Raw genomic sequence first — 6,775 nt, 5'->3', positions numbered from 1 at the left:
ACTTTAGACACTATTAAAATGTACATTCAAAATCAGAACGAAACATGACGGCGAATAAATTCGCCTGCGGCTTACCCCCATAAATAAATTTAGGGGCTTGCACGCCGCGACTTATCCGGTCAAAATGTTACAAGTCTGTTGTTGCCGATTTTTATAGTCCGAATCGATGAACGCACTGGTAATATTTACATTCTGGCTGGAGAGGAAACGGGTATATTAATCACACGCGATGGCAGATGGAGGTACGACGAATGACAAAACCAAATTTTGCGGCGATGAACAAGTCTCAGTTGAAGGCTTATCTATTAGAACATCGCAACGATGCTGAAGCTTTTCACGCATTGATGGATAAAGTTGCGTCTGAACCCAATCAGACGTTTTATACAGTTGAGGAAGTAGGAAAGTTACAGGAATTAATTGACGATAGACGACACTTGAAATCAGTGAACAGTGAACAGTTATCAGTTAGCGATGAAGAGGGTGATAACTGATATAGCGATGTCTTACGACAAGCCGCTTTGGGTCTACGCTCGTTTGTATGCAATACACTTTAACCTCACTTCTATTCCTCTATCCTTTTAGGCTACGGTGTACACACAAGTGCTGTCCACATAGGTTTCAACTCTTTTACCCACATTTTTGTCAGAGTTAAACTATCACACTCACCGACATCCCGCCCTAAACTTTAGTTCAGCGGCGAGACTCGGAATTCATTCCGAGGCGGGATAGAAACGCAGTGCGAGATTTATTAATAAAGATATGGCTGCGACGAGACTTGTGTGTACACCGTAGATCCTTTTAGGAGAGAGACTTTGAATCTTACTCCCCTTCCCGATAAGGGAAGGGGTTGGAGGTTAGGTCTGTATTAAACTCAACTTCTAAGTTGCACCGGCATAGCTAAATAGGTCATTTTCAAACCCCCCAATGGCGTAAAAATCACTGGAGTCAGGCTTTGATTTAAATGCATTTGAATTTCCGAAGATGGTAACTCTTTCAAGCCTTCCATTAAATATTTAATGTTAAAAGCAATTTCAATGTTTTCCCCAGAAATTTGTGCAGGCATTGACTCTCTACCACTGCCCACATCTTGAGCTTCACAAGATAAGGTAATTTCTTGGGCTTCGCTATCAATACTGAGCTTGACAATATTATTTTTCTGATCAGCTAACACAGCAATCCGCTCTAAAGTGCTGACGAATTGTCGCCGCTCAATTGTTACTTGTCGCTCAAATTGGCGCGGGATTAATTGTCGATAAGCAGGATATTGCCCTTCTAATGTGCGACTAGTCAAGCGCTGATTTTGCCATGCAAACACAACTTGACCTTGATCGAAATATAAAGCTACAGGTTCATCTGATGAGGCGCTATGAGCTAGCATCCGTTGGAGTTCGCGTAATGCTCTAGCTGGTACTGTCACTTCTAATTGACTAGTTCCACCTAAAGGACGCTCGTTGCTAGTTTCTACCACTGCTAGGCGATGTCCATCGGTAGCTGCAAATTCTAGAGTATCTTGTTTAACTGTTAAATGCACTCCCGTAAGTACTTGCTTAGTTTCATCTGCACTGGTGGCAAATAATGAACCGCGTAATCCCTCAATTAATGCGGTGGTGGTGAGATGGATTACTTCTGTATTTTCAATTACAGGTAGTTCAGGGAATTCTTCAGGCCCCATTGCTCGGACTTGGTAATGTCCACTCTTGGGTGTGAGTGTGACTATTAAACCTTCTCCACCGGGTGTAACACCTGTGAGGGCTGATTCATCATCTAAAGTTATTTCGCCTTCTGGAAGACGAGAGGTGATATCTACAAGTAACTTAGCAGGAAGTGCGATCGCACCACTTTGCCATACCTCTGCGTTAAAGCTGGTGCGGATTCCCAAGCTGAGATCGAAGGCTGTTAAGCTTACTTGATTAGTTTGAGCATCCGCTTGGAGCAGCACATTGGCAAGTACTGGATGAGTTGGTCGTGAAGGTACTGCACGACTAACGAGTGAGAGATTTGTACTGAGATCGCTTTGGGAGCAAACTAATTTCATAAGTCAGATTCAGCTGGTGAAAGATATCCTAACACCCTTATTGTTAGTATGCGATCGCTGTTTTTTAGTTAGGGCGTAGGCGTAGGCATCGCCGGGCGTTGTTGCTTAAGGGTAGAAAACTCGGTTAAAGGGTTGGTTACGATGTGAATCTGCTGAGTCCCTAACACCCCACCCCCAACCCCTCCCCTTGCTAAGGCTACCGTGTACACACAAGTCGAATTACCCCCCTTAATCCCCCTTTCTAAGGGGGGAAAAAGAAATCTAGTTCCCTCCCCAATACATCGGGGAGGGTTAGGGTGGGGTTCAAATTGTTTGATTTATGCTAGAGGTTTTATCTTAGACAATAGGCAAAAGCGATCGCTCCTACGCTTCAGGCTGTCAAAATTTAAACGTTAGCAACAAATGCTCTTCCATATATAAGAAACGCTTAAGTATTTCTTGCAAATGTATAATTAGTTGTAGCAATTGCTTAATACTTTGCAACAATTGCTCTTCCATGTATAAGAAAGGCTTAAGTATTTCTTGCAAATGTATAATCAGTTGCAGCAATTGTTATTCCATATATAAGAAAGGCTTAAGTATTTCTTGCAAATGTATAATCAGTTGCAGCAATTGTTTAATACTTTGCAACAAATGCTATTCCATGTATGAGAAACGTTTAAATGATTACAGCAATTGTTGTAATGAACTTATAAAAGGATTTGCTACTTGAAACTCAAAACAGTCTAAGTGAAATTAACTAAAGTTTTGGAAATGCGATCGCAACTTATTTGCGATATTTTCCCATGACAATCAAAGGCAGCTTTGTATAAAACAGTACTATTAACCTAGTAGCAGAGATGGATTATGGCACGTCGCAAAAGAAATTCCACCGTTTTAGAACGAGCTGATCGCCGGATTGAAAGTTTACAATCTATCAGCGTAGAACTTGACTTTGGCCAAGGACTGACAATACAAGCTTATAATATGACAATTAATGATCTCCGGTCTAAGCTTGCTGCCTACAACACTGCGTTATCTACCATTGACAAACTCACAGATGATGTGAAGAACGCAGAACAGACTGTAATAGCCATGTCAGAAAAAATGTTACTAGGAGTTGCCAGTCGTTACGGTAAAATCAGCCAGGAATACGAGATGGCGGGTGGTGCTAGACGAGGTAATACCAAAAAGAAGCGAATTGTAGTAGACAATTCCAAAGTCACCAATCCTTTAGCAGCCGATTCTGTTCAGCCTTCTTCTGTAAATGGATCTATGAATGGGGTGTCGGGTGCGATCGTAAGTTAGCTAGCTAAAATACAATAGAAAACCAATGCCTACCCAACGGGAGATTCACAACATTGTCATTCTCCCGTTCAAGGAGTAATAAGCCGTAAATTGGAAATTCCTAGAAAATCTTTGATGTTGTGAGTGACTAAGGGTAAGTCATGGCGTAAAGCCGTTGCAGCAATCCAAGCGTCTTGAGGTGAAATTGATCGTCTTGCGCTTTGTCGCTCTACACGCACCTGCGCCCATTGCCGACAAAGGGTTTGATCGACCGGAATGATGAGGTAATTTGACAGGTATTGCTCTAGCTGTGCGAGGCGACGATCGCCCCACTGACGCAAAATTGCCCACTGAAGAAGTTCGGCGACGGTCATAAACGACAGTGCCAATTCTTGACTACTCAAAACTGGTAAATAAGGGTCAGCATAGTCGCTACCTTTGAAGATGAAGGAGGCAATGTCAGTATCGATAAGCAGAAGACTCATAGGAGTTTGATTAAGTAATCGGACAATAATATTTACAGTCATTGCGTTCGCCCCTGGCGTTCCCGAAGGGTACGGAGTGAAGCAATCCCAGCCGCAAGCGAATTGCTTCATTTTGCTTGTCTACGAGACGCTACCGCGAACGCTGCATTCGCAATGACATTGTGTAATTAATTCTGTCTGACTACTTAAATTACCTCTTGGCGCTGCTGTCGCAGGAAGGTGAGGAAGTCCTCAATGGAGTCTTCTTCGGGCCAAAAGTTAGCGGCGAGATCCTTGAGGTTATGAACGGTCGTAGGGGTTTGGGTGGCGAGTAGCTGCTTGAGCGTGGAGCCATGCCAAAACTCCGTACTGAGGGTTTTGAGATCGGTTTGGGAATTTGAGGCGGAATCGATTTCGGTGAGGATTTGTAGTAGTTGTAGGCGCTCTGTAGATGAGAGCAGTTGGATGGCGGCGATCGCAGCTTCGAGTTGTGGGGTCATGGCGAACCTTTTACTAGTCTAGTTATATGCTATGGGACTCCTATTTGATTTTAAAAAAAACTCGGTACACCTTAATCTTCTAAAATCCTCTTGCCTCTTGCCTACCAAGCCAAGTAATTATGGCTACGCCACATTGCGCGAACAGAAATCAAAGCGGGTTTTGTTTGTGTAGCCGCGACTTGCAGTCGCCCGGTGCAGTAGGCAAACATACTATAATTTGTGAAAAGCCTAATTTATCCCACTCCTAAAGACGCAAAATGACAGAGGTATCGTTGGTGTCGCTCAAGGTATTCTGTTCATACTCTCACAACGACGAATCTCTAAAGGATGAACTAGCTAAACACTTGACTATGTTGGAACGGCAAGGTGTAATTTCAACCTGGCACGATCGCAAAATACCACCTGGAAGAGATTGGGATCAGCAGATTAATGAAAATTTGAACACAGCCGATATCATTCTATTGCTCGTCAGTTCAGACTTTATATATTCTAAATACTGCTGGGATGTTGAAGTTAGCAAAGCAATAAAACGCCACGAAGCTGGAGAGGCTTGCGTCATTCCAATTATTCTGCGAAACGTTTCTTGGCAATCGGCACCATTTGCTAAACTACAAGCTCTGCCCAAAAATGGCCTACCTGTTACGTCTTGGAATAATCAAGACGATGCATTCACGAATGTAGCTGAGGGAATTAAGTTTGCTGCTGAACAACTAATTAAGGAGCGTCAACAAAAACAGGCAACTAGAGAAGCCGCCATAGCTGAGTATCGTCAGCAGGTTGAAGAATTTGCGTCTAATAGCGAGATTTCTGTTGTGGAATCGGAAATATTGAAAGACTTACAGGAAAAGTTAAGATTAACAGATCAAGAAGCCAGTGCAGTCCGAGAGAAAGCATTAGAGCCTTACGGCATATATAAGGAAAATATAGACAAATACAGGCTATTTTTGACAAATTTTGTAGATGAACAAGGATATCCATTGAATGAAAAAGCTGAAAATGAATTAAAGAAATTACAAAAATACTATGTGCTTAAGGATGAAGATGTAGTTCGCTTACAGAAAGAACAAGAGAAAGAGTATCAAAAACGGCAAGCAGATTTACAAAAACAACGAGAAAGAGAATCATCTAAAACACAATCTCCTCCACGTATTCAAACTCAGTCGTTTGAGTTCAACACCGCCACCATAAATTACGTAAAATCAGGATTGTTTGGCTTGGGAAAAACCTATGAAATTAATTACAGTCGCAAACGATCTGAGTTTTTCTCAGAAAATTTGGGTAATGACGTAGTTCTGGAAATGGTTGCAATTCCTGGTGGTCAATTCTTGATGGGTTCCCCAGAGAATGAGCCAGGACGATACAGTGATGAAAGTCCCCAGCACACTGTCACCGTTCAACCCTTTTTCATGGGTAAATTTCCAGTTACACAAAGCCAATGGGCTATTGTTGCCGAGTTGGAAAAGATAAATATTGATTTAAATCCCGAACCATCCGAATTCAAAAGCGCTAATCGACCTGTTGAATGTGTATCTTGGAATGATGCAATTGAGTTTTGTGTCAGATTATCTAACAAAACTGGGAAAACCTATCGCTTGCCTAGTGAGGCAGAGTGGGAATATGCCTGTCGTGCAGAAACGACTACCCCATTTTATTTTGGTGAGACGATTACAACTGAGTTGGCTAATTATGACGGAAACTACACCTATAATTCTGGTCCAAAAGGGGAATATTGTCAGCAAACAACAGATGTCAGAAAATTTTCACCAAATCCCTTTGGTTTATTTGATATGCATGGTAATATATGGGAATGGTGTCAGGATGCTTGGCACGAAAATTATAACGGAGCGCCAGCAGACGGCAGCCTTTGGATGAATGAAAATGATAGTCGGCTGCTGCGTGGTGGTTCGTGGCACAATAATCCGAGGAACTGCCGTTCTGCTAATCGCTACGGGCTCACGCCTGACGTTAGGGACATCTTTGTAGGTTTTCGGGTTGTGGTTCTTCTTTGAGGCATTTTTCCAAAAACACTATATCAACAGAGCGTGCATTTTGGCTTTCTTCCTCGACCTGGTAGCTCCCAAACCCCTTCCAGTCCTTGCTTTTCCCATTTATGCAAAACCTCTCTTACCGTTTGAACAGTCAAATTAAAGTGAGCAGCTATTTTCTCCAAATACCAGCCATGTGCGTTCAACCTAATTATTTCTGCTCGGTCTTTAACCTTCTATGATACCTCTGCTGTTCTCAGATTTAATAGGGTTTGGTTTTCCTCAGGAGTCAAAAATACTCTTAGAGGAGCGCTCATACTTTAAGTTACCTGGGTAGATGCATTCTCCGTATTTATTTATCTTTACATAGTTTGGTTTTTTTGTACCTACCTACTTAACCCTCTTCTAAGAAACCATATTTTCTGAGGACTGAGGAATCAACTCAAAACCAAAAGCCTGGGCTTTTTTGTGGAGATTATTAACCATTCGCTCACGATAACGTTGCTCATAATAATCCATACCAGG

Annotated in this window: 6 protein-coding genes and 2 pseudogenes; 4 read left to right on the top strand and 4 right to left on the bottom strand. The window is 42.3% G+C overall.

The genetic code is table 11. The features are described 5' to 3' along the window. Positions 1-132: 132 nt before the first annotated feature. Together LC586_RS43340 and LC586_RS39110 are read left to right on the top strand one after the other, a co-directional pair. Positions 133-255, top strand: a pseudogene (locus LC586_RS43340) (DUF6888 family protein); the annotation flags it as partial. After that, a complete protein-coding gene (locus LC586_RS39110; RefSeq protein WP_229491177.1) occupies positions 252-491 on the top strand; it encodes a DUF6887 family protein in 240 nt (79 codons plus the stop codon). The pseudogene LC586_RS43340 and the gene LC586_RS39110, both read left to right, overlap by 4 nt. 380 nt (positions 492-871) lie before the next feature. Here LC586_RS39110 and dnaN read toward each other — a convergent pair whose 3' ends face one another. Continuing rightward, complete coding sequence (gene dnaN / locus LC586_RS39105; RefSeq protein ID WP_229491176.1) at positions 872-2,035, bottom strand: DNA polymerase III subunit beta; 1,164 nt, start codon at positions 2,033-2,035, stop codon at positions 872-874. 846 nt (positions 2,036-2,881) lie between these two features. Here dnaN and LC586_RS39100 point away from each other — a divergent pair. Further along, entirely contained in the window at positions 2,882-3,322 is a 441-nt protein-coding gene (locus LC586_RS39100) for a hypothetical protein (protein ID WP_229491175.1), read from the top strand. 68 nt (positions 3,323-3,390) lie between these two features. On the opposite strand, the gene LC586_RS39095 is transcribed toward LC586_RS39100, so the two are convergent. Continuing rightward, complete coding sequence (locus LC586_RS39095; protein WP_229491174.1) at positions 3,391-3,828, bottom strand: type II toxin-antitoxin system VapC family toxin; 438 nt, start codon at positions 3,826-3,828, stop codon at positions 3,391-3,393. Between the two features lie 143 nt (positions 3,829-3,971). After that, positions 3,972-4,265 carry a hypothetical protein gene (locus LC586_RS39090; RefSeq protein ID WP_229491173.1) on the bottom strand — a complete coding sequence of 98 codons (294 nt, stop codon included), beginning with the start codon at positions 4,263-4,265 and terminating at the stop codon, positions 3,972-3,974. A 257-nt stretch (positions 4,266-4,522) separates the two neighbouring features. Between LC586_RS39090 and LC586_RS39085 the strand changes: the two genes are divergently transcribed. Continuing rightward, entirely contained in the window at positions 4,523-6,274 is a 1,752-nt protein-coding gene (locus LC586_RS39085; protein WP_229491172.1) for an SUMF1/EgtB/PvdO family nonheme iron enzyme, read from the top strand. 23 nt (positions 6,275-6,297) lie between these two features. Here the strand turns inward: LC586_RS39085 and LC586_RS42475 are convergent. Further along, a pseudogene (locus LC586_RS42475) lies at positions 6,298-6,474 on the bottom strand (helix-turn-helix domain-containing protein); the annotation flags it as partial. Positions 6,475-6,775 lie beyond the last annotated feature (301 nt).

Source organism: Nostoc favosum CHAB5714 (assembly GCF_020829495.1).
GTDB classification, from domain to species: Bacteria; Cyanobacteriota; Cyanobacteriia; order Cyanobacteriales; family Nostocaceae; genus Nostoc; species Nostoc favosum.
The sequence above is the reverse complement of the archived record's forward strand: the minus strand, read 5'-3'. Positions and strand labels throughout refer to the sequence as shown.

Coding starts and splice junctions, on each gene's coding strand:
- LC586_RS39110 (WP_229491177.1), top strand. CDS start 252: ATGACAAAACCAAATTTTGCGGCGATGAACAAGTCTCAGTTGAAGGCT.
- dnaN (WP_229491176.1), bottom strand. CDS start 2,035: ATGAAATTAGTTTGCTCCCAAAGCGATCTCAGTACAAATCTCTCACTC.
- LC586_RS39100 (WP_229491175.1), top strand. CDS start 2,882: ATGGCACGTCGCAAAAGAAATTCCACCGTTTTAGAACGAGCTGATCGC.
- LC586_RS39095 (WP_229491174.1), bottom strand. CDS start 3,828: ATGACTGTAAATATTATTGTCCGATTACTTAATCAAACTCCTATGAGT.
- LC586_RS39090 (WP_229491173.1), bottom strand. CDS start 4,265: ATGACCCCACAACTCGAAGCTGCGATCGCCGCCATCCAACTGCTCTCA.
- LC586_RS39085 (WP_229491172.1), top strand. CDS start 4,523: ATGACAGAGGTATCGTTGGTGTCGCTCAAGGTATTCTGTTCATACTCT.